Origin of the sequence: Erythrobacter sp. AP23 (assembly GCF_001542855.1) — a bacterium.
In the GTDB taxonomy this organism is placed as follows: Bacteria; Pseudomonadota; Alphaproteobacteria; order Sphingomonadales; family Sphingomonadaceae; genus Qipengyuania.
Genome location: NZ_LNBY01000020.1, coordinates 12658 through 39532, shown reverse-complemented (window position 1 = coordinate 39532; position 26875 = coordinate 12658). Strand labels below are relative to the sequence as shown.

Here is a 26875-nt window from a genome sequence, read left to right as displayed (position 1 = left end):
CGCAGGAGCGCCGCCGAAGGCGGGGCGGGACCGAGCGCGACCCCAGCCCCGCTCCGCTTTTCGCCCCGCTCCAGCACAAGCGAACACAAAAAAGGGCAGGAACCGTCACCGGCTCCTGCCCTCGTATGGTCGTCAGTATTCGTCGAGCATGGCCCCATGGACCGTGTGCACCACGCGGCTGGCGAGATGTGCAGGAAGTGCGTTGTAGTCACCCTCGTCGAGGGCGAAGTAGCCCAGGTCTTCATCTTCCACCACGTGCTGGTCGAAGAAACTGTGCAGGGCGCGCCTTTCGGCAACTGCAAGCGCTTCGAAATAGCTGTGCGCGTTCATGTCCAAGGTGCTGAGTGCAGTCATGATATCCTCCTGAAACCTGTCGCTGAGACGACAGGAAACAGGCGGAGGGGCATGGGGCCGGCGGGTCAGGGATCGCCGCAATGGCGACCGCGAAGCGGCGGTGGGGGCAACGATTTTGTCGGACCGGAGCAAAGCGCAGGGGAGACAAAATGGTGGGGCCCCGCCGTCCTTGACGCGCCGACCACATGCCCATCACCCTTGGAATTCGGTGAGCCAGACCCCCCCCCCGCTCCGTTATGAGCGCAAGGGATGACCCGCGCGATGGGACTTTCCTACAGGCCGTGCCCGGGTGCATGTTGATCGAAGGGAGGAACCACCGAGGGGTGCAGGAAAGGAACCCCGGTGCCAACGAAACGAAGCGCTGTCGCAGCACTCCGAAAACTCGAGGCCGACCGGCTGGCACTCGCCGAGCGCCAGAAGCAACTTGAGGAGCAAGCCGCCCTTGAACTGGGCCGCATCATCTTGGGAACAGGACTTGAGACCTTCACGAAGAAGGCGCTCGAAAGAGTTGCTGGAGAGCTTGGAAAGCTCGGCGAAGAGGCGGCTCTGCAGAAGCTGCTTCCACCGGCTCGCTCGTCTTCTCGCACCGAACAGCCATCGGGAGAGTAGGAACAGCAAGAAGGGGCCCTGTCCGGTTGGACAGGACCCCCTCGGGAGGGAGATCGACGGGAGAGTTCAGTCGATCTCGGGAGCGTCGGTGTTGTCGTTTTCGTCACCCGAGCCGTTGCCGCGGGAGAGAAAGTCGACCTTGTCGGCGAGGATCTCGGTACCGTAGCGCGTGACCCCGTCCTTGTCTTCCCACTGGGTGTAGTGGATGCGGCCCTGGACCGATACCAGCTGGCCCTTGGAGCAGTACTGGCCGACGGTCTTGGCGAGGCCGTTGAAGCAGGTCACACGGTGGAACTCGCTTTCCTTGGCGGTGTAGCCGTTCTCGTCCTTGTAGGACTTGCCGTCCTTGTCGCGTGCGGGGCGATCGGTGACGACGGTGATCCCGGTGACATTGGTGCCGCCCTTGGTCTCGCGGGTGTCGGGTTCGCGGGCGATGCGGCCGGTGAGGATTGCGATATTGGTCATGGGTGTATTCCTTCAGTTCCTCAAACCGGAGACCATCTCCGGCTTGCGAACTTGCCTAAGAAGCAGGGCATGGGAGGACTGCACCGCAGGAGCGAAGCTCCAAGGGAAACCTGTTCATGACGGGTGGTGCGGGCAGGCGCGCGAAGCGCGACAACACGGCCGGAAAGGAATGGGTTGCCGTCCTCAGCTGACCTGGTTCAGGACTGTTCGCGAAGAAAGCCGGATGGGTATCGGGTGCGGGTCTGAAGGCTCGCGTGTTCCCAATGCAATCAGCTTTACCCATCGTCTTCCGATGCCGCCAAGAGATCCATGAAGTTGCGCGCAGCTTCCCGGTCTTCCTCGTTCTTGAACGCCGCAGCGAGATCGGGGGCGGACCCGAACATGTGCAGGAACGACCACAGTGCAAAGCGCTTGCCCCGGTCCTCCTCAAGGCCGAGATCGACCCGGCAGTGCTCAATGCCGGCTGCAAGAGTATCGGGGGCAACCCCGGAGAGGTCGGTGGTGGCAAAGTAGCGCTGCAGGAAGTCGTCAAGTTGCATAGCGACCCTGTAGCCCGGAATACCTGGCGCGAGAACGCAAAGCTCGGGTTCAACTCTCTGATAAGCATCTTCGCCTCAGAGGTGGCGACCTAGCTGGCCATCGCTATAGGGGGCTCGCGCAACGAAGCTGTTCGAAACCGTACCTATTCGGGCCTGTCGCAACCCTACAATCGACTGAACCATCATTGATGGTAATATGATCTCGCGACCCGAAGGGCTCGGAGCAGCAATGCAATGAGTTCTCTCCTTAAGGGCGGCCTCGGAAGGGCCGCCCTTTTTTCGGCAGAGAGAGCCGATAAGAAACCCGAAGAAAGTCCAACCTTTTGCGCGACGCTCGTTCCGAGCGGATTCCGACGATTGAGGGCGGCTATCCGATATGCACTACGCTTACACGTCGCTCGGAAAAGCGATGACCTAGCGAGGATTGAGGACAAGCATCAGTTCGTTGCGCTTGAACCTGGTGCGCGCGCCACAGTGACGACAAGACGAATAGAACTGCAATTGGTCAGGGCGTAGGATCGCCATCACTTGCGCAATTCGCGGGCTTCGCTGTCTAACAGATCGATCAGTGCTCAGGCGCCTTCCATCCACCACTCGTCTTGCTATTCGTCGGAGTGTTAGTGCTCATAAAGCGATACCTTAACCTTGCCTCCCCCAATATCGGGACAGTCGAGCGGCTGGTGGACGTCCATCGTCGTGCCCAGATGAACGTGGACGAAGCCATGCGTCTCTGCAGCATCGGCAACCAGATCGTGGTGTCGTTCTATTGATTAAGGTGTGAAAGACGCCACGCACGCAATGTCACTGACTGGAGGCTAGCGGATGGTCAGAGTGCCGACGTCTTCAGACTTATCATTGATGTAAGCCTCGCACCGCCATTAATCGCTGTCCTAGGTAACGCTGCCACAATAACCGGGCCAACGACCCTGAAAGACGTAGTTTTTCAGGGCCGTGATCTTCAACTGCAATGCTCGGCCCGGCACGCTGTTGACACGAAAGTGGAAACACCAAACGAACTCGCTGCTCGCATCGATCCGGATTCCGAGCTTTGCCATAATGCCACTGTCGGACAGCACCTCGATATTGCCACAGTCAAACCCAGCATCGATCCGGCTGTTGCTCAACTCGGAGCCTCAGTCTCCCTTGTTTGGTCTATGGTGCTGGAAATGTGTGCTTCAGCGCGGCGGCAAATCGCAATTGTACCGCCTAGGACTGCGCAAGAAACCCAGAGATGCGGTTGTTGTCCAAACGGCCATCGGTATCAGCTTCACGACCTATCGAGGTTCGTAAATTCTCGCTGCCTCTGACTGTAGTCGAACCTAGCCCCATAGCGCTGGATCCGGTAGGCTCATCAATCCACCACGGCCAAACTCGATCGCCTTGTCTATATCGTGCGCGAGAAGCAATGGGCCATCCAGATCCACGAACTTGCAGAATTGTCCCACGACATAACCGGGAGCCATTGCAAGTGAGCTGCCTGACATGTTGCCGACCATCAGATCGATATCAGCATCCTGCGCGGCTTTGACCAGTTTAAGTGCTTCCGTGAGACCGCCGCATTTGTCCAACTTGATATTGATAATCGCATAGCGCTTGGATGCTGCGGCAAATTCGGACATGTCGAGGCAGGATTCGTCTGCCGCCAAGGGTATGGGCGAGACATAGCCCTCGAGCGCGTGATCATCTCCTCGCGGCAGAGGCTGCTCAATCATGTCGACGCCGAGACGCACTAATTCGGGAGTGAAATCCCGCAATGCGTCTATGGTCCAACCCTGGTTCACATCGATTATCAACGATACTTCTGGCCTCGCTGCACGCACGGCCTCCACACGAGCGACGGGGTCCTCGATTCCCAGTTTGAGCTTGATTCGGGAAAATCCGGTTGCCGCAGCCGCCGCATTGGCCATGGCCTCGGGTGTGTCGATGCCAAGCGTGTACACCGTGCGAAGAGGCTGCCAACAGGTTCCAGCTAATTCCCAGACGCGCTTACTGCAGGCTTTCGCGTGGTAATCCCACAGCGCACAGTCCAGTGCATTTCGCGGACCGCCTGACGGCAACCAATCTTGTATATCTGCCGCGGTCGGCAGGTGACGTGCCTTATTCAGCTCTGCGACGATTGGCCTGAGCTGTTCAAACATACTCTCCGCAGTATCGTCAAGGTAATACACACCCGCCGCTTCAGAGCGCCCCCTCACTTCATTCAATTCGAGCGTAAGCTTAATGGTATCTACATGGTCAAAGACATACCCGCTGATCGAGAACGGGGCTTTTAAGGGATGGGTAACGATCTCAACTACCGCGCTCATACTGCGTCTTCCTGGGTGGCAGTCGGCGATACTTGGGCGCTCTGTCCCCGGCGGAATATCCGCCAAACGCCCATGGTGACGACCGGCAACGCAAACAACAGAAGAAACGCATAGGTGAGCGTTCCATACCCGTTCGCAATTAGCTCGATCAATCCAGCATAGAGCGTAATGAGTTTTGCGATCCCGAGTACAACAACACCAACAGCTGCGCGCCCCAACTGACCCAGAGCGCTGTAACCCGACCGTTTAAAAGCGCCGTCCACGCGCTCGTTGATAGAATTAAGGAATCCGATGGCAGTTTGGAAGAAGGTTCCTAGGATTATGATTTCCATGATCAGGGCGAACGTGGGTGACCCAATCTTTTCCAGCATTAAGGTGAGCGGAATGGGCTCGCTAAGGATTGCAGGGTAATGGAGCGCCATTGCGAAGAACAGCAACACAGCCGGTATCATAGCGATAGGGCCCGCCAATAACCCTGATAAGATTGCCTGTCGGCGCCGGGTCTGATGTCCGAGAACAAACAACACAGCAGGGATGGCCGCCAGATTATAACCAGCATATTTAATCCCGCTGAAGATGCTGTTCGCGCTAATCGATGTGCCATCGGCAGGAATGCCCTTATTCCCGAATAGCGAGAAGGTCGCGACAAACAGGGCAATGTAGCCGCAGTATATGAGGACCGACCAAAACGAAAAGGCGCTCTCCAGCGCGCTCCTCTTCAAGAGCAGTAGGCCAAGAACTAAAACCGGGAAGATGAGCGCGGCCGAAGTCGGGTCAAGCAAGAGACGATCTGCAAAGATAATTGCCGCCGCGCTCGAGACAACGGCCAGCACCAGCAGGATTATTAGCAAATAGGCAATTTCAAACAACGGCCAAGCCGGGCCGAGAACGAGCTTCACCATACCCAAATAGTCGTAGACACGCTCAGCTCGGGCGAGCTCGAACGTGGCCGCCATGACGATACTGAAAACAAACATGGCGCCGAGTAGCGCGGCCAACCCTCCAATGATGCCTTGCGAAAGGAAAAATTCGACCAGCTCCCTTCCAGTCGCATACCCGCCAGCAATGACGACGCCCTGGAATACAAAACCAGGTAAGAGATAGTGGCGCCAGAAACTGAGAATTTGACCGCTCCTTCTGATTCGAAATTATTGGTTAATTGAAAAATACCTTGGAGACGAACTCCGATACGCCGGTCCGGACTGGATCGAAGCACGGCATACCTAATCTGTTGCGCGTCTCTTCAATAATTCGATGCGCTTCAACTTCCCCCATCTGCGATGTGTTCAAGCTTATGCCGGCTATCTTCGCATTAGGATTGGTCAATCGCGCTGCTTCTTCGTAGCGTTCGATGCACTGCTCGAGCGATGGCTGTTTGAAATTCTCGAAATAGCGCAAATGCGTCAGCGAGGGATTACCGCACAAAACCATGAGATCCGGCTGGCTGCCGTGAACAAGCCCAAGCGTCACTCCGGCAAAGGCCGGATGAAACAGCGAACCTTGCCCTTCGATAATGTCCCAATGATCGGGGTCATTTGCTGGAGCAAGCCACGCGGTTGCCGATGAAATGAAATCGGAAACCACTGCGTCAATGGATATGCCGCTTCCTTCTATGAGGATACCAGTTTGACCTGTTGCTCTGAACGTAGTCTTGAGACCTTGCGCCTTCATCTCCCTCTCGATTGCGAGCGAAGTGAACATCTTTCCGACTGCGCAATCAGTTCCAACAGTGAGGAGACGCTTTCCAGGCCGGAACTCGAATGAAGGGATTGCAAAATCTTGTGTTGGATGCCGTACGTCATGGATGCGGCGTCCATTTGCCCTCGCGATTTCGCGCAATCGTGGAATATCCTGCAACTTGAGATGCAGCCCGCTTGCGAGGTCGAGGCCAGCTTCAAGTGCCTCAGCAAGGACATCGATCCACGTTTCAGGAACATGGCCACCGATAGTTGCCACTCCAACAATAAGGGTGCCTACCCCTGCGTTGGCCGCTGCAGCGATACCAAGCTCCTCGAGACCGAGATCCGCAGCCTGGCCAGAGAGGCGCATTTGGCCAATACAAATGTCTGGGCGCCAGTAATGAACTCCGGTCGCCGTTTTGATGTCGCCACCATCGCCTAGGAATAACAGATAAGGCTCGCGGATGCTTTTGGCGCTCAGACCCACTAAGTCTTGCGAGTCAATTTTCGAGAGGTTTGGCTCTGCCGTTTGTAGTTGGTTCTGCGACATGGTAAGTCCTTGGGAGAATTTAAAGTTCAAAATTGCGGTTTAGCATGTTTAGGCTGCAAATCGGTTATCCCGTTTATTTAGCGATTAGGTTTGACCCATTCGCCCGGGGTTTGTCCGGTGACTTGCTCATTGCGCAGTACGAATTTGCCATTGACGATAACGTGCACGACGCCTTCGGAATACGCGCCTGGGTCCGTCCAAGTAGATTTGTCTATGATGCGATTCTTGTCGAAGACCGTAATGTCGGCCGCAAAGCCAGGCGACAGAACTCCTCGATCGGACAGTCCGAGGAAAGATGCCGGAAATGAGGTCATCTTACGCACGGCCTCTTCAAGGGTGAGCACCTTTTCTTCTCGCACATAATAGCCAAGAACGCGCGGAAAACTGCCTGTTGATCGCGGATGCTTGAACTCCTGATAAATGGCGTCGGCATATGCGCCATCGCTACTAATCATGTTCCAAGGTTGCACCAAAAGTTCCCGTACGTCCTGTTCTTCTATGGCACCGAGGGTAAGGAGCACCGGATTTTCATTTTCGCGGATTAGCGAAACAACCAACTCGAAAGGCGATTGGCCACGCTCCTGGCTGAGTAGAAATAGATTCTTGCCCACAAGCGATGGATCATCGGGTGCATCGACAATGCGCATGCTGCCATATCCCACGGCCTTGATCCAACTGAAGCCTCCACCGATGCCCTTCTCGCTCGCCTCGCGAACCGCGGCGAAGGAATTGCTTGCAATCCCACCATCGGACAAGGCTTGCAAAACCGCTTCGCGCGAGGCCGCACCCACGCCCGTCTCGGGCAGAATGATCAGGTCAGTCAGATTCGCGGTTGCCGCTCCGTCATAGGGATACTGGTCAGAGACAACCTGCTGACCCAGGCGATTGCTGGCTTCTACCAATTGAATCACATCGCCAATCTTGCCCCTGTTAATAAGACCAACGGCTTTGAGATGCGCCAGCTTTGCGGGCACACCGGCACGACGCCCCACTTCAATTGCCTCGGACTCCGAAGCCATCATCTCGAAGACTGGATTGCGTGTATGGGAATCGTAAACACCGTTGAACGGCGCAACCTCTTTTGTCAGCTCGACCACCTCATCGATGCCGCTGAACATACCTGGTTCGTACATGAGGCCGGTTGAGAAGCCGACTGCGCCCATTTCCATCCCATCGCGAACCATGTCGCGCATCTGGTCAAGCTCTGTCGGCGTCGGACGCCGCTGCGCACCCCCCATGACTTCCCTGCGAATCCCGTTGTGGCCGACATAGAACGCATAGTTGAGTGCCGAACCGTACTGGTTCACCGCCGTATCAAGAGTTCTCATGAATTTCGGTGAGAAGTACCCGTCGGGTCCACTCACGAGGGTAGTCACGCCCTGCCGAAGATAACCTTCGTTGATAAGAGGGCCCGGCGTACGATTTTCTCGAACAATTTCTTCGAGAGCGTGAGTGTGCGGATCGACGAAACCTGGTGCGACAACTAGGCCGGAAACGTCGAGTTCATTGACCGCGTTTCGCCCTTTCGCATCGCCCACAAAAACAATCTTGTTACCCCGGACGCCAACATCGGTCACCCGTGAAGGTCGACCGGTTCCATCGACGACTTCTCCACCACGAAGAAGCAGATCGAAGGACTCTCCTTGAGGAACAGTCGCACAAGCTGCCAGAATTGGGCTGAGCATAATGGAGGCAATTGTTGCCAGTCTCGAATTGATTTTCATAGTTACGCCTCTTGCCACGTCTGTTCTGTTAAGTTTGGAGGGGCCCGCAACATAGATGCGGTCCCCTCCGCACCGTCTAGAACGAGACACGTGCTCCTACGAAGAAGCGCCGACCGATTACGTCGTGCAGTCCAGGCACGGTCGCATAGGCATTCTGGAAGTCGCGATCGACCGTCCTGGCAGGATCATTATCGAAGAGGTTGTTGATGCCCCCGTAGAGCCGTAATTCACGATCGCCCATGGCGACATCGTAAAACGCCGATAGATTAACGTAAGTCTCGCTATTGACGTCGTTCAGGTCGAGATCCTCAACGTCGAAGTTGACGTCAAATTTACTCGAGCCGATGAAGTTAACTCGCGATGTGATGCCCCAGTTATCAGCGGTGTAGCCCAGATCCAAATTCATGCGGAGCTTTGGTTGATCAGCACCGCCCGCACCTTCAATCACGACGATACCATCGGTCGAGGTTTCGTCGCGGAACAGGTAACTGCCGATAACCCTAAAATTGAAGTCGCCGGCTGCTCCGCCAAATACTGCATCTCCGGGCACTCTGACGGACAATTCTCCATCGACCCCGCTGATACGACGCGATGCGATATTGAGCGCCGTAAGATTGACAGATTGGATCGAAGAATCGGGGCCGCGCGTGATGGCATCACACAGCGCCTGGTTTCCATCTTCATAACAGCCCTCAAGAATGCGTGCGAGCGGCAGAGTGCCGATTGCGTCAGCAAGCTTGATGTCGAAGTAATCAAATGACAAGTTGACGCGCGGAGCCCAAGATGGAGAGTAGACAAAACCAGCAGTCAAAGTCTTAGCGCTCTCTTCCTGAAGGTCAGGATTGCCCCCGATCGGTGTCGTAATCGTGCCGCCATTAGGTACAGTTGGCGGGACGCCTTCGGCAGTACAATTCGCATCGATTGCCGGGCTTCCGGCTCGTCCAAGAGCGGAGCAGGGATCGACGCCGACATTGTTGAACACAAGGGCTTGCGCGGTGAAAAGTTCAGCCAGGTTAGGCGCTCTGATATCCGATGAATATGTCGCCCTGAGACGAAGATCCTCGAATGGGCGCCATGACCCACCAACCTTCCACGTCACCAGGTCGCCGATTGTGGTGTAGTCGGTGTATCGCACGGCACCATTGAGTTCGAGCAAGTCGAAGAATGGCTTGTCCGCGAGAATTGGCACCAGCACTTCTGCGAATGCCTCCTTGACCTTGTAACTACCCGCTAGATCTCCTCCAGTTAGGAGAAATACCTCATTGCGCTTGCCAAGCTCATCATTGCGAAAGTCGGTCGACTCACTTCGGTACTCGCCGCCGAAAGCGGTCTTCACCGCACCTGCCGGCAACTGAAGCAAATCGCCTCTAATTGTCAGAGCAGCCACCTCTTGAGACCGGTCACTAAGTTGACGAGTAGTGGCATGTACGTAGTCGATCGCTTCGGCACTTGGAGAACCGAAACCGAAAAGGTTCAAGGGAACGCAGGCTGGATTGCCTGAACGGCAAACGATGTTCCCGCTGCCCGGGTCGACGATCGCATCCGCAGCCTCGAAGAAGTTGGCCGTTATGCGATTGTTTTCAAGTTCGTTCTGGAATGAGTTTTCACCATACTGGTAATAAAAATCCCAATTCCAGTTTTGATCAAGGTCACCTCGGAGACCACCAACAAACCGTGTCGTAACATTGCGCGTCGTGGAGTTGATGAATCCCATGTCGTTGTTGACCCGGCCCAGAGAAAATTGTGTGATTCCCTGAGTGACCATTGCCGCTCTTACAGACGCAGGCAGGAAAGCGTTATCTATCCTGATTGGCACGACACCGACCACACCACCTGGCGCGAAGTTGAAGTTCTGCACCACGCCTGATTCCGCTTCTGCCTGGGTGTATGACCCCTCGAAGTAGAACTCGATGTCGTCCGTGATTTCGTGCTCGAAAACAGCGAACAACGCTTTGCGCGAGTTGGGGATTATTAGGTCGGTATCTTGAGAGAAGTTCGTCCCATCACCACCGATTGTCCAGAGGAAGGACGTGTTTGTACCTCTGTTGAAGGGTTGCGTTCCGACGCCAGGCGCGAATTGCAGGTTCGCCAATGGACCAGTCTGGAAAGGGGCCAACGTGTTCGGATTGAGAATTACCCCGTTCAATGAGGAATTGGCTGTGCGGACGTTAGAGGCAAGGAGGTTGCGCGGAATGCCGTCATTCTCACCAGTGTTAGCGGTGTTTGGGATGATCTGCAGTTCGTCCCGCCCCCAGTCACGGTCCCGCTGAGCGGTAATGCCCTCGGTCTTGTAGTATTCTGCGGCGATCATAAAACGACCACGGTCTCCGATCGGTGCACCGTACGTGGCGGAGAGACGATACTCTTCGTTATCGCCACGCTGAGAGATCCCCACCTGACCGTCCAGCTCAAGGCCATCGACATCGGTGCGGTAGAGGATGTTGACGACCCCGCTCACTGCGTCGGACCCCCATGCAGCTGACGCGCCGCCGGTGACGACTTCGATCTGGCCGATCATGGATGAAGGAATGAGACTCGTGTTGACGGTGCCGCTTGTACCAGTCGGGACGTGACGCCGGCCATTGACCAGAACAAGTGTGCGTCCAGCCCCAAGATTGCGCAGATTAACACTGGCGTTTGCGTTTCCGCTCGAGTTGATTCCCGTATTCTGCGGAGACTCATTGTTAACGAATGCCGGGATCGTGCTAAGGAACTCCGCAACCGTTGGGGTCCCTGCCTGCGTCAGATCCTCCGCGTCAAAGGTTGTTACCGGCGTGGGCGCGGTAAACCCTGTGGCGTCCAATCGAGATCCAGTTACGGTGATGACATTGTCATCGTCTCCTTCGCCGTCCTCCGTCTCTGCAGGCGGCGCGGACTGCGCCGAAACTGCCGGCGCAAATCCCCCAATCGCAAGTGGGGCGACGCAGGCAAACATGATGGCTTTTAGACTTACCGTCGTCTTCGTGATTCGCATTTTTCCCTCCACAAACCTAGTTCGCATTTCTCTGTAACGGGAAAATTTCCGGAATGGAAATGTTTTTCCAAATCAGGTGGGGAAAGGTGCTGATAGGTACGGATTGTCATCGAGCGCATCATCGTCCATTGATGGGCTGATAGGTCGGCAATCAGACGATTGTCAGAGCACAGTGAAAATGCGGAGACGGTAAGAAGGTGAGCAGAGATAACAGCCCAGGCAGCCTGTTGAAGCGAATACGAAACGAGCGACGAGAGACCCTGGCGGTTGTAGGAAGGCGTGCGGGAATTCCCACCTCTACCTTGTCGAAGATCGAGAATGGCCAGATCTCGCCGACCTACGATCACTTGATCCGTCTGAGTGACGCACTCGAAATCGATCTTGCCGAATTATTCGATCAGAAGGCAAATGGAGGTGCTGTTACCCCATCAGGGAGACGGAGTATCAATCGGCGTGGCGAAGGCAAGGTCATCAGCGATAGCGCAAACGAATTGCATTACCTCAGTACCGACCTACTCAAGAAGGGTTTCATCCCCATTTTTGCTCATGTTAATGCTAAAACAATCGAGGAATATGGTCCCATGCTGCAGCATAGCGGGGAAGAGTTCATCTTTGTTGTTGAGGGCACGCTGGAATTCCACTCGGATCACTATGCGCCAGTCACGCTGCATGAGGGCGATTCAATGTTTTTCGATAGCATGACTGCCCACGCCTACGTGGCAAAAGGCGACCTGCCGTGCCGGATTTTGTCCATCTGCTCGCCGCATAGGCATTCGGCGGGATCGCCTGAAGACAATAATGTCGACACTGGCACTTGACGGGAGGAGCTTCTCTGTTCAGAGATTTTTTTCTGCACAGGGCCTGAGTTTCTTCAGGCAGCCTTGCTTGGGGGAGCGTCAAAATGAGGAAGATGTCACGTTACTTTCGCCTCGCCGTAGGGTCTGGCTTAACGTTTGCACTGTGGAGCGTTGCGACGCCTGTGCACGCGCAATCCGAGGATGCGCTCCAACCGCCCGAGCAGTTTCAAGAGGTACTTGTTGACAGCTTTGCTCAATCGGATCCTGGCGCCGCAGCCATCGTTTTGCGGGAAGGGAAGGTCATTTTTCGGCAGGCGGTCGGCAGCGCCGATATCGAGCTGGGCGTGCGACTTGAACCAGAGCACGTCTTCCGCATTGCATCGTTAACCAAGCAATTTACCGCCGCCGCGATAATGCTCCTGCAGGAACGTGGTGAACTTTCTGTCGAAGACGATATTCTCAGATTCCTTCCCGAATACCCAACGCATGGACACACCATCCGTATAAAGGATCTGATGTCACACACTTCTGGCATATTTAACTATACGAATGCCCCTGGTTTTTTTGAATCAACCGCCTCTCAGGAAACATCAGTCGAACAAATGATTGAGAGTTTCAAATCGCGGCCGATGGACTTTGCGCCCGAGACGGGACTGAACTATTCCAATTCTGGTTATGTTCTTCTGGGAGCGATTATCGAACAGGTATCTGGTCAGTCCTACGCTGAGTTCATGGAAGAGAACATACTCCGGCCGCTGTCTCTTGATCATACCCGTCTTGGTGATCGTAGCCTGACAAAAGGAAGAGTGGCCGGCTACGAAGCTTTGCCGAGCGGGGATTACATCAACGCACGGCCGATCGATATGACGCAAGCCTATGCAGCGGGCGCCCTTCTTTCAACAGTAGACGATCTGGCCAAGTGGAACGCCGCTTTGACGAATGGTGAACTAATCTCCGAGCAATCCTATCGGGAGATGACCACTCCCTTTGTGTTGAAGAACGGCGAATCTGTTCCCTTCGGATATGGTTTCAGAATCGAGACGCTGCGTGGGAAAAAGGCTATCCACCACAGCGGCAGCATCAACGGATTTTCCGCTCATATGGTATGGCTACCTGAAGAGGAGGTCTACGTGGCGGTTCTGAAGAACAGCATTGGTGGCGATCCGACGCCCATGACTATCGCCTTTAAACTGGCGGGCCTTGCCATCGGGGACCCTTTCCCTGATTTTCAACGGTCTCCTGTCGGAAGGGGCACTCTTGACCGCTTCGCTGGGCGCTACTGTTCGGCACCGAACCGCCAATACACTTTGACTCCAGATGAGACCGGTGGTCTGAACCTGACCCAAGGGAATAACGAACTTCTCTTTGAGCCCGCAGGCGGTATGCGCTTCTTCCGGCCGCAATCCCTGACCTACATTGAACTGAAAGCGGCGACATCCGGAAGCGCTGACGGCTTCGAACTATATCTCAATGGAGCCGATCAACCAATTTCGACTTCTCGGTGCTGACTTGACCGGCCATTCAGTCTTGCTAGCAAAACCAAGGGTATGTCGCCGCCATAGCTCCTGAAGAGGATGAGATCGGCACGTGTAAAGGGATGGCGAGGGCTTCTTCAGTTGCAGGAACTGTTCGCGACCTTCCCTCGCGGTTCTCACAAGTTCATCGCCAACGTCTGCTTCCAGCTTGCCCTTGAGTTGATTTCGCACAGGTCGCTGGAGTCATAATCAAACAAGCATTGGCGTTGCGTCGGATGGTCAGCGACGCACTCGCGTTCTGCGCAGAAGCGTTAGTGTCGGCAATCATGCGAAGTGCGATGCTCCGTACGGCTTTTTCTGCATGATTGTCGAGAGCAAGCTTGCATGGGCACCGGAACAGTTAGTGAACCCTAGGCCTCTGCCAGATCTCGGAGGCTTGGGCCAACGGTCGCTCCAACCAGTCAGGCGAGAGTTGCAGCCTCAGTACGAACCCGGCGCAGATTTCGCTCACGGTCAAATGATCATTTAGCGCTGCTCCGCCGGGCAGCATGACCTCTCCATATTGATGCGTTTTGCCTACACCCGTTTCCCGCATTTCCGAAATTACCGTTTCCAGCGATAAGAGCTGCAACTATCGCCCGACAGTGCGAGGCAACCCGCGTTGATAGCGTTGATCGCACCAAACGGTATGTCGATATGCAGAGTTGCACGAGGCCTCTTGCAAGATCGCAGGTCAGCCCGAAACATTGCCCCATGCCAATTTCTGCCGCCTTTATTGGTCCGCGCATTTATGCCGCTCATCGCAGCGGCAGATCGGCGGCAAACCGTAACATGTGCAGCAACAACGACGATACAAAACGCTCGGCCCGATCTTGCACAATGCCGAGGTCGACCTGGCGATGCTCGCTGCCGACTGCGAAGGTGTCTGAAGCACTCTGGAGAGATCGGTGATGGGAAAGTAGCGCTGCAGCAGATCGCCAACTTGCATGAGCGGCCCATAGCCGGGTCGGCGCCGAACGCACATCCGGGTAATGTAGTTGCAGATTGTGAAGGCCCCCTCAGGACCCTGGAGAGGTGCCCAAGAGGCCGCGACGATCGACCACGGTGATCCGGCGCGCCTTGGCATCGATCACCAGCCGTTCGGTCACACCATTTCCCGGAAAGGCGACAACATAACGCGGATTAAGCGAGAGCATCTGCTCGTTGCGCTTGAAGCCGGCGCGGGCACCAAGCCGACGATCGAGCGAATAGGTGAGTTGCTGAACCTCGCGGCGCTCAGCCCAGCTCGCTGCTAGACGATCGGCACCCTTGCCGTCGCCCCCATGGACCAAGAAGAGATCGGGAACCACATTGCGAACCTTGTCCAGCGTCGCCCAGATATTATCGGCATAGGTGCGCGCGTCCTCGGCGCTCTCGAAGCTCTGGCGACCACCGGCAAAAAGGACCGGAGTGCCTTCGGGAATCAGGGCATGACGCCGGTTCTCGGCGCGAATGCGAAGGAAATCGCGGGCATCGATCACGGCCGAGGTAAGGTGGCGCGAATGGCTGGTCCGCGAGCCCGAAACGGGCTTCCACGAGGAACCGGTCTCGTCGCGGTAGAGTGCTGCCGCAGCCTCGCGCATCTGCTCGAAGGCCATCATGCTGGCTTCGGCAGCCTGCGCGCGCTCGACCTGCTCTTCAAGATTGCTCGAATGCACTTCGGAGCCATCGGCGGATGCAATGAGAACCCGGATCTCGTCGCTGGCCCGGTCAAGTTGAGCCGACTTGCGGCTGGCGGCGCGGTGGAAAAGGTTGACCATACCCCAAGCAATATCCTCGGCATCTGCTTCCAAGGCGGTGTCGGAAAACATCGCGAAAAGGTCGGACCATATGGCGCCAAGCGTCTGGTCGATCGCGTCTTCGCAGGGAAAGTCGGTCTCTTTGAATGGGGCTGACCTGATGCTGAGGCCTGAAAGGTCAAGGCCGCTCAACTGGTCGATGAAGCTGTCGTACATGGGGTGTCTCCTGATCGCGGGGACACGGAGAGGAGGCACCATTGCCTCGGTCCTGTCCGCCGGAGCCCGATCAGGGCCGGGACAAGGGGCGTGACGCACCGCGCAGCGGGAAACCTGCGGCCCTAAGGCTGGCGCGGGCAACACGGGCCGACGGGCCGCAGGTTGCGGCGCGCCCCGACCGGCCCAAGGGCCTCTCCCGGCGGACAGGGACGAGGCAGGATCAGGGCCCGGTATCGCAGGTGGATCGCGAGCGCTCGAAGATCGCTTCACCATTCGAGAACCGCCCGACCAGGCGCAACTCACCGAACAGATCGATGAACCTTCCCGACACCTGGGCGAGCCAATGCCGTGCCCTTGCAGTTCGTGGGACGGAGAAGTCCGCCTCCCAGTAATGGGAATCATCGCGTTCGGCGAGCCAGATCGCCGCGAGCCCGCAATAGGTCGATATGCCGCAATCGGCGAAGGCATTGCGCAGGAGGATGCGGTCCTCGCGGCCGCGCCATCCATCGAAGCGCTCGAACGAAGGAAAGGCAGCTTTCGCTGTATCGACGATTTCGTCCACGAGGCACTCATAAGCCCAGTCGACATCGTCGTCTTCGCCTTCATCAAGCAGGCGAAAGGCCACCACGGAGCCGGTCGGATAGCTGACGGAACGTCCCATCTACAGTCTCCTGCTCAAGCCGCATCAGAGAGGTCGACATCGGTCTCGCTCTTGCTGGATTGGTGACCTCCAAGGTCGAGCAACAGGCTGGCCGCTTCCTCGGCCTTGGCCGCAGCGGTCAGGATCGCACGCTCGTCCGATTTGAGGATCTTGAGCCAGGACGCGATGTAGCTGGCGTGATGGTCAAGGTGGGTGACGGGAAGACCCAGTTCGGCCCCGAGAATGGCTGAGGACAGTTCGGCGATCAGTTCTTCGGCGGCATAGGCATCGCTGCCGAAGCGGTTCTTGAGATCGCGGTCGAGCCGCGAAGAATGCCCCGTCCAGTGCGACAGCTCGTGGGCGAGCGTTGCGTAGTAGTTGTCATAGGCTTCGAAGAGTTCGGCTGGCGGCATGGTGACCCGGTCACGCTGCGGCTCGTAATAGGCCTGGGCTCCATGATGCCGCAGGTCAGCGCCGATCTCGGCGAAAAAGGTATCAAGCCGCTCTTCGCGTCCTTCGGGCTCGAGCGCGGCAATGAGTGGCTTGGGATGATAGAACTCGGGGAGGCCGTCGCACTGGTCGGCATTGAATACGGCATAAGCCTTGAGGACGCGCCGGTTCTCGGTGTCAGCTTCGCCTTCGGCGTTCTCGACCTCCTTGGTGTAGCTCTTGTAGAGAATCGCGATGGTCGATTTCTCACCCTTGCGGACCTGTCCGCCGAGCTTCTGGCACTGACGATAGGTCATCCAGTAGGGAGAGGCGTAGCCACAGCCATCGGCTACCATCCACAACCAGAAAGTGTTCATACCGCGGTACGGTGTCCCACAACTCCGCAAGGGCCGGGAAACTGGCACACCGCGCCACGGCTTGACCCAAGGCTTTGTGCCTTGCTCTAGCTTCTCGATGATTGCGGCAGTGATGCGCTCGGCTGGCGATGTCGAAACGGCGCGGCGAGACTTGGTCATGGGAGTTCTCCTGATGACCGGGACCGACATGTCCCGGCTCAGGAAGAGCAAAGCTGCCTCCTCTCTCCTTCAATGATGACCGTTATGCGCCCTCATTGCGGTCATTTGAGTGGTCACGACCACTACCCAAAAGCTGTCATCTGTTCAGCATACTGCCGGCCATATTTTTTTGGCTGAAAGTTTTGCTTCTTTTGTTAAATACCGAAAGGAAGGGAGAATTGGGTGATGAGAGCGCGTCTGGTGAAGGGAATCGGACAGTTTTAAAAAAATCGTCAAACGAAGGCGATTTTGGAAGTTTAAGTGCTCTTCAAGCCCCAATAGAGCCTCAAACTTGCGGGCTGCGTGCCTTCGACGTGAACGATCTGCGAACCCCCGTAGTTCACTGGAGGTGAAATGATGGCGGATCGGTCATGCCGTTCGTTCGTGGAAGAAGCCGCTGGGGCCTACCTATGTACCCGCTGCTTCATGATCAGATCGACCAGGCCGCAACGGTTTCGATTTCCGGCTTGTGCACCTGGGGATCGGAAGACCACAAGCAAGCCCCGCCCGACGGTACTGGCGCGCTGCTGGCGGCGATTACTCGCCGCTCGTCTTGCAGTTCTGGGTCCAGATGAGGCTGAAACTTCTCGGAGTCGAGAACAGAGCGACGAGCAGGCGGTGTTCGACGAGTTCGACGGCGTCGAGATTTTGCCTCATGGCACCACTTTCAGAGACGAGGGTCGCCGGGTCAAGCTGCCGCTTCTCAGGGAAAGTGCAGCGAGATTGACCCATCCCTTCGAAAATTCAGGTCTACGAAGCGCAGCACGTCCCAGCCGATGATGACGTCGTAGTCGACTAGGGTCTCGTCGATCGCAAGAACGTCCGTGACGCTGTAGGTGTATGGGGCCGCCGGGAGCATCGCGCGTGTTCCCCTAAACACCACAACGCTAGCGTGAGTCTGGCAGGCCATCTGTGCCCCGCCGACCACGGTGTGCTGGATGGTACCCACCGCAGGCAAACCGAGCTGCGCCACAAATCCGGAGTTTACCACGACGTTAGTCGCCCCGGTATCGATAAGCGCATGTACGGGAGCCAGCGGTGGGTCGCCAGGGCCGCTCCATTGACCTATAGGCAAAGACAGATCGCAGTCGATGATCGGCAATTCGCCACCCAGTGTATGGCCAATAAATCCCGGCATCAGGCCCACGTCTCCGTCCCACCCTCATTGACCCGCGCCAGCGGTTCAAACCCCTGCGATTCGCCGCTCATGGGCTCGTAGGGGTTGATCTTCGCGGCACCTAGCAACGCGCGCCAGATTTGCTCAACGTCATCGTACGCCCGGCATCCATTGTATACTTCGAGGGGGTCGAGGCCACGAAACGATGCGCTTCCTCAAGAAGTAGATGAACCGGGAACCGGTTACGTGGTTCGGCTCGCCTCGGCTGTCGAAAAATCATTCGCGCAGTCACCGCACTAACGAGCTCGACAACTTCATCTTCGACGGCGTTCATGTCGATCAGGATAATTTGAGCAGCCTTCGTGTGGCCGATTCCCATAGCCTCCAAACCCAAAAGGCCTGCGTCCTGCGCTTGCTCGGCCTCTGCCCGAGGCGTAAATCTGTCGGCGTAGCAGACGGTCGTGCCCCTCTCCCCATTGCGGACATGGCCGCCTGCTGCCACTGCTTGGCGGTAGTTCAGCCAGCGCTGCGAGGCATAGCCGCCCTCGATCACGGCGACCCACAGGCTCAGGACATTGATTCCTGAATACCGCCGACCGCTAATCGGGTTCACCGACATGGCGCACCCGCATACTGCGCATCCCACGGCTGCACCCATAGCAGCCGTCCGTCTTCCAGGTCCGCAATCACCCGCTCGTCGGCGGCCCCTTCGCAGCAGTGGCGACGCCGAACGTGGTCACGTTCGACAGGCTTGCCGTGATAGTGCGAAGAGCGCGGTGCAGTGAATGGCTTCGACAGCTGGAGCGTAGGGCCGACGCCATTTAAGGACTGGCAGATAGAAGACCACATGGCAGCCTTCGATGAGGCCAAATTTCATCATTGGCGAGCCCCTTTCAGCAGATTTCGGGAGTCTGGCAGGTCGGTCACAATGAACTGAGATCCGTCACTTACCGCTCTTGTTAGGCGGTGCGTCATCCGAGCCGATGTTAGTGCCTGAACGTGTCTATCAGCCATAGCCAACGGCTATAGGTCGGCCAACGATGTTCGCTTGTTCCGGTGCCGACAACCTGCTTTTTTCCTGAGCACCAACCCAACGATCCGGACCGGCGGGCATGCATCCCGGCCGCCCTCGGGCGAGTAATGCAGCCGTCCAGCGAGTTCGTCCGGAGTCAATACGAGCAAGGGGAGTGACTTTCGTGATCCATCGCAATTGTGGGCGTTCAGGTCTGAAGCTGGCGCTATTAGCAACGGCAAGCACGGCCATCGTCGTCGCTAGTCCCGCCTTTGGCCAAACGGCGGCTCCAGCATCGACCAATGAAGGCACGGCGGAGCCGGCGGACGAGATGCCTGTAACTGAAATCATCGTTACCGGTTCGCGTGTCGCTCGCACGGGTTTCAATGCGCCGACGCCAACGACCGTGCTCGGGACGGATGAATTCGAGAAAGTCGCAGCACCCAACCTGGCCGACGTCGTCAATCAGATACCGGCGGTACGCCCGTCTCTGACCCCTTCGAGCTCGACCAACAACTCGCAATATGCTGGCGGCAACTTTCTCGATCTGCGCGGTCTCGGCTTTAATCGCACTCTTGTACTGGTTGACGGCAAACGCTTCGTCTCAACCCAGATTCAAGGCCCTGTTGATATTAACGCAATCCCGCAGGCGTTGATCGGCAGCATTGATATCGTCACGGGCGGCGCGTCGGCTGCGTGGGGTTCAGACGCAGTAGCAGGTGTCATCAACTTCAAGTTCGATCACGGGCTTGAAGGATTCAAGGGTAATGTGCAGGCCGGAATCACCGATCATAACGACCATAGAAACTATCTAGCCTCTATAGCCTACGGCAAAAGCTTTGCGGACGGCCGTGGCAGAATTCTCCTGGCCGGCGAGATTGCCCAGAATAGTGGCATTGCCCGCCAAGGTGACCGTGATTGGGGCGCGCAAGACTGGGGCATTATTGCCAATCCAGCGTACACGCCGACCAACGACGAACCGCGAAGCCTACTGGTCCGCGATGCACGTTCCGCGAACCTGTCTTACGGCGGCGTGATCAATTCGGGGCCTCTTGCCGGCAACCAGTTCGCGCCCGATGGTAGTTTGATCCCGTTCCGCTATGGCGATCTTCGCACCGCAACCGGCATGGTGGGCGGCGACGGCGCTAGCGGCCGGGATGATCTTGTCCTCGAAGTGCCACTGAAGCGCCGCAGCGCTTATGGTCGCCTTTCCTATGAACTGAGTAACGCGATCACGGGATATGTCGAGGCTTCGTGGGCCAAGTCGAAAACCGACCATCCCGGGCTTACCCGGACCGACAACGCGATCACGATACAGATCGACAATCCGTTCTTGGTGCAGTCCGTGCGAGACGCGATGGAATCTGACGATATTACCAGCTTCACTATGGGGCGCTACAACCGCGATTATGGTCGCGGAATGAACCACATAAGGGCGGAGACCAACCGCTTCGTCGTTGGCTTCGAAGGGGACCTGGGCGACGGCTGGAACTGGGACGCCTACTATACATATGGGCAGACCAAAAATCGCCACCGGGGCTCAAACGCTCGCATCACTCGCAACTACAATTTCGCAGTCGACGCAGTGCTCGACCCGACCACCGGAGCTGCGGTATGCCGCGACACCGGGGCTCGCGGCGAGGGGTGCGTGCCCATCAACCTGTTCGGCGATGGTGCCCCTTCCCCCCAAGCAATCGATTACGTAACCGGAGAGACTTGGCGGCTGTGGGACATCACCCAGAATGCGGCAGCCGCGACCCTACGCGGACAACCATTCTCCACTTGGGCCGGTCCCGTCTCGTTCGCGACGGGCTTAGAATGGCGCCGCGAAACCGCAGATGTCACATCCGACGCGCTTTCGGCTGCCGGATCTTTTACCACGGGGAACACCGTGCCCTGGGACGGAGCCGTCAACGTCACCGAGATATTCGGCGAACTCGTGATTCCGCTGGCTGCGGACCAGAGCTGGGCTGACGCCCTAGATCTTAACGTAGCCGGCCGCATAACCGATTACAGCACCTCCGGCACGGTCGAGACCTGGAAGGTAGGTGCGACCTGGGATGTTAACGATGATGTCCGTTTTCGCTTCACCCGGTCGCGTGACATACGAGCGCCAAGCTTAGCCGAGCTATTCTCCGGCGCCACGACGGCACAGTTCAGCCCCTTTGATCCGGTTATCAACGAGTCCTATAGCGTCCAAACTCAATCCCGCGGCAATGCCGGTCTAGACCCGGAAAAGGCTGATACGCTAACTGCTGGTGTTGTGCTCAGCCCGACTTTCGTGCCAAATCTGCGCCTCTCCGTCGATTATTATAATATCAAATTGGAAGACGCGATCCTCGCCCTTTCGGCGGCCGCAATCGTCGACCGCTGTTATCGCGATCAACCGCAGTTGTGCGGTCTGATCACCCGCGGCCCAGACAACCGGATTTCGCAAGTCGAATCTTCGCCGCAGAACCTGCAGTCGGTTCACACCCGCGGCGTCGATTTTGAACTTGCCTACCGCACTTCAGTGGGCCGAGGCGACCTCTCGCTGCGCGGCTTGGTGACCTATGTCGACAAAATGACGATGGACGACGGACAGACAGTCACCGAACTAGCCGGCAGCACGGACCAGCCAACCATCGCGAGTATTGGTGGCCAGCCGCACTGGCGCTTCAACCTGAATACGGCCTACGAAGCCGGCCCGAGCACGGTGAGCCTGACCGCCCGCTATGTGGGCGGCGGAAACATCGACAACACCTATACGAGCAAGGATCTCGATGTCCTTGAGCATGAGGGCAGACTCTACTTTGACCTGTCGACTGCATACGACATCATCGAAAACGGCGATCGTAATGTGACTCTGTTCGCCGCCGTGAGGAACTTGCTCGATCAAGACCCGCCGATCACCGGAACGGGAGGCTTTGCCACAGTCCGCTCTCTCTATGATGTGGTTGGCCGCACCTACACAGCGGGAATTCGCTTCCGCTTCTGATCACGAAATGCGGCGGCGTCTGTCGGATGCAAGTTCCCCCCATCCGGCTGGCGTCGTGGCACCTGAATAGTGTTACGCACTGCGGAGACTTTGACGATGATATTAAATGGCCTCTTGCTTGCTTCGGCTCTTGCCTCCGCCACAGCACCTGCGGACGATATTCAGGCGGTGAAGCAGGTTGTTTCCGATCCTGATGGTCGGCAGGTGGCGCCAGGATGCGCAGTTGGGGCGTTCCGAGAGGGAAAGACCTTGTTCATTACCGCAGCGGGCTATGCTGATCTCGAGGCGAAGGAGCCGCTCGACGGCGACACGCTCTTTTACGCCGCTTCGGTATCCAAACAGTTCACCGCGCTTGCGGCGGCGAAACTGGTTGAGCAAGGCGAGATTTCTTTGGACGACGATGTCCGCAAATACCTACCTGAACTTCCTCCATATACCGCACCAGTCACGGTCCGCATGCTAATGCTGCACACATCGGGTGTTCGCGACTCTCTTGAGCTAGTGCGCCTTGCCGGGTTCGACAGCGCCGCGGATACCGATAAGAATACGGCACTCCAGCTACTCTTCCGACAGAAAAGCACCAATTTCACTCCCGGTACTGCCTACACTTATTCCAATGGCGGCTATCTGCTTCTCGCCGAAGTGGTCGAGCGAGTCGCCGGCGTTCCCTTTGCGGACTATGCCCAAGAGGCGATCCTTCAGCCCTTAGGCATGACCCGTAGCTTCTTCATGAATGATGCCGAGCCGTCTGGATCCAACATTGCCCATGGTTACGTTCCGGTCGGCGAGGGGTTCGAAATTCGTGACACCTATCCGACCTTCAGCGGCTCGGGTGGGCTTATGGTCTCGATCAATGAACTAGCCCGCTTCGAACATGACATTGCAGTTGGGCACAAGGTCTGGACCCCCGAAGTTCTGAAGATCATGACCACGCCAGGCACCTTCACGAACGGCGAACCTGCACTCGATGAGCGCGCTGGCCTCGTTTATGGTGGCGGCCTTATGATCGGCCGCCGCAACGGCCAGCATTTCGTGCAGCACGGCGGCGGCGCCGAAGGCTTCAAGAACATGTATGCCCGTCTTCCGGCGCGCGACCTTGCCGTTGCAGTGTTCTGCAATCGCGGCGATTTCGTGTCGCAGGATAAGGCCGACGCGATCATCGAAGTTATCGAGGGTGACATCCTGACGAGTGAACGGTCCGAGTTCGACGGGCGCTACGTCTCGGACGAGCTGGAGGCGGTCTATAACGTCACGGTTGCGTCTAACCGAGTCACTGCCACGATCTCGTCGAAATTTGCCGGAGGAGCTGGTTCCACGCTGGAGTTCAGGCGCAATCCTGACGGTTCCTTCAGTTCTTTTGGAACACGCCTTGTCTTCGACGATGACGGTCAAGGCTTCACAATAAAATCGAGCCGCGTCCATGCTATCCGATTCCAGCGCGAGGGCTGATCCAAGACCATCAGTCAGGAGGCTAAATCTGTGAACCACTCAATTTGCTACAGACACAAGCGCCTACGTATATTGGGCGGCACACTGAGCCTCGTGGCTATGGCCCTAACCTCCTGTGCGCACGCGGAACGCGAAACCGTCGACCTCGTGATCCGGGGTGGCACCATCTACGATGGATCGTCGGCCGAACCGGCCGTCGGCGACATTGCGGTTTCAGGCGAGAAGATCGTTTACGTCGGTCGAAGCGCAGACAATCCGTACGAAGGCGAGCGCATCATTGAGGCCCAAGGCATGATCGTGGCGCCCGGCTTCATCGATCCGCACACCCACGCCGATGCATTTCTTACCGGAGAAGATCGCACAACGCGCCTCAACCTTCCATGGATGATGCAGGGCGTCACGACGATTTTCACGGGGGTCGATGGCCACGGTCAGCCAGGCGGCGAGGTCGATGTCGCCGGATTCTTTGATAATATCGAGCAACAGAAGTTCGGGATCAACGCCGCGGCCTATGTAGGGTTCGGTGCGGTGCGACGGGCAGTCATCGGCGATGACGATCGGGCTCCGACGACCAGCGAGCTCGAGACAATGAAAAACTTGGTGGCCAAAGGCATGTGCGAAGGCGCCCTCGGCCTCTCGACCGGCCTCTTCTACGCGCCACAGAGCTTCTCCACGACTGACGAGGTCATCGCAGTTGCGAAGGAAGCGGCACGGCGGGGCGGCGTGTATGACAGCCATCAACGCGATGAATCGTCCTACAGCATTGGTGTGGTGGCTTCGACACAGGAGGCGATCGAGATCGGCCGCACCGCGGGGATGCCGGTCCACTTCGCCCACTTCAAGGCGTTAGGCGTAGACGTTCACGGGAAGGCGCCGGAGCTTATTGCGACCATCGAGAAGGCACGGGCGGAAGGTCTTAGAGTCACTGCTGATCAATATCCATGGGAAGCGTCTGGTTCCGGTCTGGAAGCCTCGCTGCTTCCGCGCTGGGCGGTGGATGGCGGCCGCGAGGCGATGCTGGGGCGGTTTGATGATCCTGCCACGCTTGAGAGGATCAAGATCGAGATGCGGGAGAATCTTCGGCGCCGCGGAGGGCCAGACTCGCTGTTGCTAACGGCAACTGGCCACTCCTGGACAGCAAAGCGCCTTGGCCAAGTTGCGGAGGAATGGGGAGTTGAAGCGATCGAGGCGGCACTGCGCATCATCCGCGAGACCGACCGCGGTGGCTCAGTTGTCTCTTTCAACATGGCGCAGGAAGATATTAAGCTTCTGATGCAGCAATCCTGGGTAATGACGGGTTCGGATGGGTCTCACGGGCATCCACGCATGTACTCGACCTACCCCGAGAAATACGCGAAATATGCCCTTGAAGAGCAGACGATCTCAATCGCAGACTTTATCAATAGCAGCACCGGGCGTGTAGCCGATGCCTTCCAGCTCGACGCCCGCGGGCATCTACGGAAGGGCTACTTCGCGGATATCGTCGTATTTAATCCTGACCACTACCGGCCGAAGGCAACCTATGTGGACCCGACCCTATTTGCGAGCGGCGTCAGCACGCTGCTAGTCAATGGAGCCCCGGCCATTGAAAACGGCCAGCCCACCGGCGTTGCAGCTGGTCGCGGGATCAAAAACGTGCCGCCTCCGGGCACATGTTCCGACAGTCGTTGAGGTGTAGCCCCCGCGACCACCGACGATAGCGGTTACGAATTGATGACGTTGCCCGAAGGGCGACCGCTTCGTCGGCGGCCGTCAACGCTCGCCATAACGTTCAGATACACCGACTCTAACGGTTCGCTCTTGCCGCCCGCCGGCTTCAAGGCTTTGTCATACTGATCAAAAGCCAGCTCTCAGGAAAGCGTTGTTGGCTGCGGCCACCTTAAATGGATCAATGATCGTCATACGGCGGCATCGATGCGAACATCAGTCCCGCCCAATTAAACGGCACTGTCCGCAGGCGTGCGTCGGCAACTGACACATGGAGGGGAAGAGTGAGCGATGCGACTGATGTCGCCGTTATCGGCGCCGGTGTTGTTGGCATAGCTACTGCTTGGGCTCTTGCCCGACGCGGATATTCTGTGACGGTCCTCGACCGGGACGACGGACCGGCGCGCAGCACTTCATTCGCGAACGGAGCGCAGCTCAGCTATGCATATTCGGATGCGCTTGGTAGCCCGGCGCTCTTGAGAAGCCTTCCCTGGCTCGTGCTCGGCACGGATCCTTCGTTTCGAATCGCCAAACCACTCTCTCCACGGTTCTGGGCCTGGGGAATGGATTTCCTTCGGAACTGTTCTCGCAAACGCTTCTCCGCGAACACGATTGCTGCTCTCGGGCTTGCGGCGGAATCGCGCCTAGCCATGCATGCATTGCTCGAGCGCCACCCGCTTGAATTCAGCTACAAGGCCGCGGGAAAAATGCACTTGTATTATGGAGAAGCGAGTTTTCCCACGGCGCTCAAAGTGATGGATTTGAAGAGATCTCACGGCGTCCACCAGGAGGCGCTGACGCCGGTCGAAGCCGAACGGATAGAACCCGCGCTCGGCTCGGTAGGCGACCTTGCAGGCGTAATCTATTCTCCTGAAGACGAGGTTGGAGATCCCCATCGTTTCGCGGTGGGCCTGCTCGACCTACTCCGCAGCGAGTATGGCATCCGGTCGCGCTTCGGCTTTGATGTCGTGAGACTTAGTTTGATAAAAGGAGGCGTGGAGCTTGTGAGCAACCACCTTGGGAGCGTGCGTGCCAGACATGTTGTCGTGTGTGCCGGAGTTGGTGCCTCAACTCTTATTCGCAGCGCTCGCTTGCGAGCGCCGATCTGTCCGATGAAAGGTTACTCCTTCACGGCTCCCCCGGGAGTTGCCGCGCCTCACGTGAGCATCACCGATACCGAGCGGAAGCTGGTATTCTGTAGGCTTGGAGACCAAATGCGTGTTGCCGGACTGGCCGAGCTTGGCGCCTGGGACACCGCTGTCGATCCCGAACGGCTGCGATCCTTGGTGGAGCTGGCCCAAAGCTCGCTTCCCGATGCAGCCGATTACAGGAACGCGGGGTTCGGGTGGGCTGGGCTTCGGCCGATGGCGCCTTCCTCGGTCCCATGCATTACGCGCGCCCGCCCGGAGATCATCTTAAACATTGGCCATGGCATGCTTGGCTGGACCTTCGCAATGGGTTCCGGCGAGCGTGCGGCCGCTCTGCTTCAATGATGCCGATCAA

The 26875-nt window shown here is 57.4% G+C and carries 22 protein-coding genes; 8 read left to right on the top strand and 14 right to left on the bottom strand.

The genetic code is table 11. The annotated features are described in order from the left end of the window. Positions 1-132 precede the first annotated feature (132 nt). A complete protein-coding gene (locus tag ASS64_RS15500) occupies positions 133-354 on the bottom strand; it encodes a hypothetical protein (protein ID WP_067696465.1) in 222 nt (73 codons plus the stop codon). Between the two features lie 342 nt (positions 355-696). On the opposite strand from ASS64_RS15500, the gene ASS64_RS15495 reads away from it, so the two are divergent. Further along, positions 697-963 carry a DUF6437 family protein gene (locus ASS64_RS15495; protein WP_067696462.1) on the top strand — a complete coding sequence of 89 codons (267 nt, stop codon included), beginning with the start codon at positions 697-699 and terminating at the stop codon, positions 961-963. Positions 964-1029: 66 nt separating this feature from the next. Here ASS64_RS15495 and ASS64_RS15490 read toward each other — a convergent pair whose 3' ends face one another. Together ASS64_RS15490 and ASS64_RS15485 are read right to left on the bottom strand one after the other, a co-directional pair. Beyond that, positions 1030-1428 (bottom strand): single-stranded DNA-binding protein, encoded by a 399-nt coding sequence (locus ASS64_RS15490; protein ID WP_067696459.1) that lies wholly within the window; start codon positions 1426-1428, stop codon positions 1030-1032. A gap of 275 nt (positions 1429-1703) precedes the next feature. Next, a complete protein-coding gene (locus ASS64_RS15485; protein WP_067696456.1) occupies positions 1704-1967 on the bottom strand; it encodes a hypothetical protein in 264 nt (87 codons plus the stop codon). Between the two features lie 620 nt (positions 1968-2587). Between ASS64_RS15485 and ASS64_RS16765 the strand changes: the two genes are divergently transcribed. Then, on the top strand, positions 2588-2737 hold the full coding sequence (locus ASS64_RS16765) for a hypothetical protein (protein WP_157075226.1): 150 nt from the start codon (positions 2588-2590) through the stop codon (positions 2735-2737). A gap of 120 nt (positions 2738-2857) precedes the next feature. Here ASS64_RS16765 and ASS64_RS16760 read toward each other — a convergent pair whose 3' ends face one another. From ASS64_RS16760 to ASS64_RS15460, 6 genes are all read right to left on the bottom strand, one after another. Continuing rightward, positions 2858-3091, bottom strand: coding sequence for a M14-type cytosolic carboxypeptidase (locus tag ASS64_RS16760; protein ID WP_157075225.1), 234 nt, complete (start codon positions 3089-3091; stop codon positions 2858-2860). A 195-nt stretch (positions 3092-3286) separates the two neighbouring features. Then, a complete protein-coding gene (locus ASS64_RS15480) occupies positions 3287-4273 on the bottom strand; it encodes a dipeptide epimerase (protein WP_067696454.1) in 987 nt (328 codons plus the stop codon). After that, a complete protein-coding gene (locus ASS64_RS15475; protein ID WP_067696451.1) occupies positions 4270-5271 on the bottom strand; it encodes a hypothetical protein in 1002 nt (333 codons plus the stop codon). The genes ASS64_RS15480 and ASS64_RS15475 overlap by 4 nt, the downstream gene beginning before the upstream one ends. Positions 5272-5428: 157 nt before the next feature. Beyond that, entirely contained in the window at positions 5429-6502 is a 1074-nt protein-coding gene (locus tag ASS64_RS15470) for a DUF1611 domain-containing protein (protein WP_083508419.1), read from the bottom strand. A 77-nt stretch (positions 6503-6579) separates the two neighbouring features. After that, positions 6580-8226, bottom strand: a complete 1647-nt coding sequence (locus ASS64_RS15465) for an amidohydrolase family protein (RefSeq protein WP_083508418.1) — start codon at positions 8224-8226, stop codon at positions 6580-6582. Between the two features lie 76 nt (positions 8227-8302). Next, on the bottom strand, positions 8303-11200 hold the full coding sequence (locus ASS64_RS15460; protein ID WP_198147738.1) for a TonB-dependent siderophore receptor: 2898 nt from the start codon (positions 11198-11200) through the stop codon (positions 8303-8305). A gap of 197 nt (positions 11201-11397) precedes the next feature. On the opposite strand from ASS64_RS15460, the gene ASS64_RS15455 reads away from it, so the two are divergent. Continuing rightward, positions 11398-12018, top strand: a complete 621-nt coding sequence (locus tag ASS64_RS15455; protein ID WP_083508417.1) for a helix-turn-helix domain-containing protein — start codon at positions 11398-11400, stop codon at positions 12016-12018. A gap of 83 nt (positions 12019-12101) precedes the next feature. Further along, a complete protein-coding gene (locus ASS64_RS15450; RefSeq protein ID WP_067696440.1) occupies positions 12102-13505 on the top strand; it encodes a serine hydrolase in 1404 nt (467 codons plus the stop codon). A gap of 1025 nt (positions 13506-14530) precedes the next feature. On the opposite strand, the gene ASS64_RS15440 is transcribed toward ASS64_RS15450, so the two are convergent. The 5 genes from ASS64_RS15440 to ASS64_RS17135 form a co-directional block, all read right to left on the bottom strand. Next, positions 14531-15466, bottom strand: a complete 936-nt coding sequence (locus ASS64_RS15440; protein WP_067696434.1) for a DUF2493 domain-containing protein — start codon at positions 15464-15466, stop codon at positions 14531-14533. 220 nt (positions 15467-15686) lie between these two features. Further along, positions 15687-16127: a hypothetical protein gene (locus ASS64_RS15435; RefSeq protein ID WP_067696431.1), complete on the bottom strand. Its 441-nt coding sequence runs from the start codon at positions 16125-16127 to the stop codon at positions 15687-15689. 14 nt (positions 16128-16141) lie between these two features. Next, the gene (locus ASS64_RS15430; protein WP_067696428.1) at positions 16142-17071 is read right to left on the bottom strand and encodes an ArdC family protein; all 930 of its coding nucleotides are present in this window, start codon (positions 17069-17071) and stop codon (positions 16142-16144) included. 742 nt (positions 17072-17813) lie between these two features. Then, a complete protein-coding gene (locus ASS64_RS15425; protein ID WP_067696425.1) occupies positions 17814-18248 on the bottom strand; it encodes an aspartyl protease family protein in 435 nt (144 codons plus the stop codon). A gap of 100 nt (positions 18249-18348) precedes the next feature. Then, the gene (locus ASS64_RS17135) at positions 18349-18846 is read right to left on the bottom strand and encodes an ArdC-like ssDNA-binding domain-containing protein (protein WP_067696422.1); all 498 of its coding nucleotides are present in this window, start codon (positions 18844-18846) and stop codon (positions 18349-18351) included. Positions 18847-19423: 577 nt separating this feature from the next. Here ASS64_RS17135 and ASS64_RS15415 point away from each other — a divergent pair. The 4 genes from ASS64_RS15415 to ASS64_RS15400 all read left to right on the top strand — a co-directional run bounded on the left by ASS64_RS15415 (position 19424) and on the right by ASS64_RS15400 (position 26865). Continuing rightward, positions 19424-22216, top strand: coding sequence for a TonB-dependent receptor (locus tag ASS64_RS15415; RefSeq protein WP_198147737.1), 2793 nt, complete (start codon positions 19424-19426; stop codon positions 22214-22216). 96 nt (positions 22217-22312) lie between these two features. Further along, positions 22313-23665, top strand: coding sequence for a serine hydrolase (locus ASS64_RS15410; protein ID WP_083508415.1), 1353 nt, complete (start codon positions 22313-22315; stop codon positions 23663-23665). Positions 23666-23737: 72 nt separating this feature from the next. Then, complete coding sequence (locus ASS64_RS15405; protein ID WP_234002422.1) at positions 23738-25336, top strand: amidohydrolase family protein; 1599 nt, start codon at positions 23738-23740, stop codon at positions 25334-25336. Positions 25337-25656: 320 nt separating this feature from the next. Further along, the gene (locus ASS64_RS15400; protein ID WP_234002421.1) at positions 25657-26865 is read left to right on the top strand and encodes an FAD-dependent oxidoreductase; all 1209 of its coding nucleotides are present in this window, start codon (positions 25657-25659) and stop codon (positions 26863-26865) included. Positions 26866-26875: the final 10 nt, after the last annotated feature.

Bases quoted from the DNA above. Each gene is read 5' to 3' on its own strand.
- ASS64_RS15490 (WP_067696459.1), bottom strand. From the start codon at position 1,428: ATGACCAATATCGCAATCCTCACCGGCCGCATCGCCCGCGAACCCGAC.
- ASS64_RS15470 (WP_083508419.1), bottom strand. From the start codon at position 6,502: ATGTCGCAGAACCAACTACAAACGGCAGAGCCAAACCTCTCGAAAATT.
- ASS64_RS15435 (WP_067696431.1), bottom strand. From the start codon at position 16,127: ATGGGACGTTCCGTCAGCTATCCGACCGGCTCCGTGGTGGCCTTTCGC.
- ASS64_RS15410 (WP_083508415.1), top strand. From the start codon at position 22,313: ATGATATTAAATGGCCTCTTGCTTGCTTCGGCTCTTGCCTCCGCCACA.
- ASS64_RS15465 (WP_083508418.1), bottom strand. From the start codon at position 8,226: ATGAAAATCAATTCGAGACTGGCAACAATTGCCTCCATTATGCTCAGC.
- ASS64_RS15460 (WP_198147738.1), bottom strand. From the start codon at position 11,200: ATGCGAATCACGAAGACGACGGTAAGTCTAAAAGCCATCATGTTTGCC.
- ASS64_RS15485 (WP_067696456.1), bottom strand. From the start codon at position 1,967: ATGCAACTTGACGACTTCCTGCAGCGCTACTTTGCCACCACCGACCTC.
- ASS64_RS15450 (WP_067696440.1), top strand. From the start codon at position 12,102: ATGAGGAAGATGTCACGTTACTTTCGCCTCGCCGTAGGGTCTGGCTTA.
- ASS64_RS17135 (WP_067696422.1), bottom strand. From the start codon at position 18,846: ATGTCGGTGAACCCGATTAGCGGTCGGCGGTATTCAGGAATCAATGTC.
- ASS64_RS15425 (WP_067696425.1), bottom strand. From the start codon at position 18,248: ATGCCGGGATTTATTGGCCATACACTGGGTGGCGAATTGCCGATCATC.
- ASS64_RS15430 (WP_067696428.1), bottom strand. From the start codon at position 17,071: ATGACCAAGTCTCGCCGCGCCGTTTCGACATCGCCAGCCGAGCGCATC.
- ASS64_RS15500 (WP_067696465.1), bottom strand. From the start codon at position 354: ATGACTGCACTCAGCACCTTGGACATGAACGCGCACAGCTATTTCGAA.
- ASS64_RS15440 (WP_067696434.1), bottom strand. From the start codon at position 15,466: ATGTACGACAGCTTCATCGACCAGTTGAGCGGCCTTGACCTTTCAGGC.
- ASS64_RS15480 (WP_067696454.1), bottom strand. From the start codon at position 4,273: ATGAGCGCGGTAGTTGAGATCGTTACCCATCCCTTAAAAGCCCCGTTC.